Here is a 3184-nt window from a genome sequence, read left to right on the forward strand (position 1 = left end):
CAGCCGCCTGCGCATGACCGATATTCGACTTCAACGACCCCAACCACAACGGCCGACCCCCCGACCTGCCCTGCCCATACGTCGCCAACAACGCCTGCGCCTCAATCGGATCACCCAACGTCGTCCCCGTACCATGCGCCTCCACCGCATCGACCTGGGATGACGTCAGCCCCGCACTGGCCAGTGCTTGGCGGATGACGCGCTGCTGGGAGGGCCCGTTCGGTGCGGTCAGACCGTTCGACGCACCGTCCTGATTCACCGCCGAACCACGCACCACCGCCAACACCGGATGCCCATTACGCCGCGCATCGGACAACCGCTCCAACAACAGCATGCCGGCGCCCTCGCCCCATGCGGTACCGTCAGCGCCATCCGAAAACGCCTTGCAACGACCGTCGGACGCAAGGCCGCGCTGGCGGCTGAACTCAACGAACACCTCAGGCGTGGACATCACGGTGGCGCCACCCGCGAGCGCGAGCGAGCACTCGCCCTGCCGCAACGCCTGCGCGGCCAGATGCAACGCCACCAGCGAAGCCGAACAAGCGGTGTCGACCGTGACGGCCGGCCCTTCGAGGCCGAAGGTGTACGAGAGGCGGCCCGACACCACGCTCGCCGCTATCCCCGTTGCAAGATAGCCCTCCGACTGCTTGGGCGCCCGCCGCAGCAGCGCTGCGTAATCCTGACCGTTCGTGCCGACGAACACGCCCGTTTTGCCGCCGTGCAGCGTGGCCGGGTCGATCCGCGCGCGTTCGAACGCCTCCCACGAAGTCTCCAGCAGCAGCCGCTGCTGCGGATCCATCGCAAGCGCCTCGCGCGGCGAGATCCCGAAAAATGCCGGATCGAACGCGTCGGCCCCTTCGAGGAAGCCGCCTTCCCGCACGTAGGAAGTACCGGACTTGGCTGGGTCCGAGTCGTACAGCGTCTCCAGGTCCCAGCCGCGGTCGGCCGGGAACTCCGAGATCGCGTCGCGACCGGCGGCGAGCAGGTCCCACAGTTGCTCCGGGGTGTTCACGCCTCCCGGAAAGCGACAGCTCATGCCGATGATCGCGATCGGCTCCTGCTCGCCGGACTCCATCGCCTGGATGCGTTGCCGTGCCTCATGCAGCTCGCCGGTCACTCGCTTCAGGAAATAACGAAGCTTTTCCTCGCTGCTGTTCGTCACGCGGCACCACCCCAGGAAATCAAGAATCTACTGCTGATCAAGTCGAAACGCCCAGAGATCAATTCACGATATCCCGAGCTCATTACTGATGAAATCGAATACTTCGTCGTCTGAAGCCGACTCCAACTTCTCGGCCCCTGGAGGCGCATTTTCATCTTCTTCCGCCGTACTAAACAGCTTCAGAATCGCTTTGAGGCGCAGCTCGATTTCACCGCGCGTGTCGTCATCGGCGGCCAACTCGGCGACGCTGGACTCCAGCTTTTCGAGGTCGCCGAGAATTTCATCAAAGCGCTTAGGGCCATCTTGCTGCAACTCGCCGAGCAGGTAGTCGGAGAGGGCCTTGGGCGTTGGGTAGTCAAAGACCATGGTGGCCGCGAGTCGCAAGCCAAACACCTTGCTGAGCCGCTTACGAAGTCGGACGGCAGTAAGCGAGTCGAAGCCGAGTTCCTTGAAGGCCCGCCCAGAGGGGATGGCGTCGGTGGTGGCGTGTCCGAGCACGGCCGCCACCTGCGTACGCACCAGTTCGAGCAGCATCCGGTCTTGCTCTGCCGGGGCCAGCCCGGCCAACTGTCCACGCAAGGCGGCCGCTGTGTCCGCCGCCGGGCTCGCGGACGCGACGCCGGCCGCCTCCAGCGCCTTGCGGGCCTCGGGGATCTCGCTGATCAGGGGGGAATGCCGGTCTGCTGCGAACTCCGCTGCGAACCGGTCCCAGTCCACGTTCGCCACTGTGGCGCACGACTCGTCACGCTCCAGCACCTGGCTGAGCACGGCGACCGCCTCATCAGCGGCCATCCCGACGAGCCCACTGCGCTGCATACGGCCTTCGCTCACCCCGTCAGCTGCCATTCCGGCCTCCTCCCAGGGCCCCCAGGCCACGGAAGTGCCCGGCAGACCGAGCACGCGACGCTGCTGCGCGAGGGCGTCCAGGAAAGCGTTCGCTGCGGCGTAGTTGCCCTGGCCGGCGCCACCGACGGCCCCGGCGAGGGAGGAGAAGAGCACAAACGCGGAGAGGTCGAGGTCCTTGGTCAGCTCGTGCAGGTGCAGCGCGGCATCCGCCTTGGCACGCAGCACGCCCGCGAAGCGCTCAGGAGTCAGCGACTCGATCACACCGTCATCCAGCACACCGGCCGCATGAACCACAGTCGTCAGCGGATACTCGGTCGGAACCGACGCCACCAGCCCGGCCAATGCAGCCCGATCCGCCACATCACACGCGGTGACGGTGACCTTCACGCCCAGAGCGACCAGCTCCGATACGAGTTCCTCGACACCCGGGGCATCGAGACCACGGCGGCTCGTCAGCACAAGGTGCTCGGCCCCATTACGCGCCAGCCAACGCGCCACATGCCCGCCCAGCGCGCCCGTACCACCGGTGACCAGGGCCGTACCACTCGTACGCCACTCCCGGCCGACCCCACCGCCGCCGGCGCGCAGCAGGCGGCGGCCAAAGACACCCGCCGAACGCACCGCCACCTGATCCTCACCACCAGAACCCGCCAACACACCGACCAGCCGATCCACCACACGCCCGTCGAACGCCTCAGGCAGGTCAACCAGGCCACCCCAACGCTCCGGGTGCTCCAGACCGATCACCCGGCCCAGACCCCACACCTGAGCCTGCACCGCACTGAGCAACGCGTCCGAGTCGCTGACCGCTACGGCACCACGCGTCACCACCCACATCGAGGCCCCCACCTCGATATCGCCCAGCCCCTGTACCAAACCCAACGTGCCGACCAGACCCGCCGGAACACCACCACACAACGACTCATCCAACGCCACCAACGACAACACACCGCTCACAGACGAACCGCCCGCCTCGGATACGGCCTGCGCCAACTCAGCCCGCCCGGAACCCGACTCAATGACGACACGCACAATCTCGGCCCCACGGCCCTCCAACCCCCGAGCGACCTCAGCAACCCACGCGTCCTCAGCCAAACCGGCAGGAACAGCCAGCAACCACGTCCCCGACAACACCGCCGACGACTCAACCGAAACCGGCTTCCAACCGACCCGGTA

General features: G+C 66.6%; 2 protein-coding genes. Both read right to left on the reverse strand.

From position 1 onward, the window contains the following. The coding region (locus tag CCN51_RS40410; protein ID WP_211303293.1) for a beta-ketoacyl synthase N-terminal-like domain-containing protein at nucleotides 1-1162 on the reverse strand (1162 nt) is incomplete at its 3' end. A 63-nt stretch (nucleotides 1163-1225) separates the two neighbouring features. After that, nucleotides 1226-3184 (reverse strand): beta-ketoacyl reductase (locus CCN51_RS40415; protein ID WP_143676037.1); only part of this gene is annotated, 1959 nt, incomplete at its 5' end.

It is taken from the genome of Streptomyces milbemycinicus, from assembly GCF_002154605.1.
Classification (GTDB): Bacteria; Actinomycetota; Actinomycetes; order Streptomycetales; family Streptomycetaceae; genus Streptomyces; species Streptomyces milbemycinicus.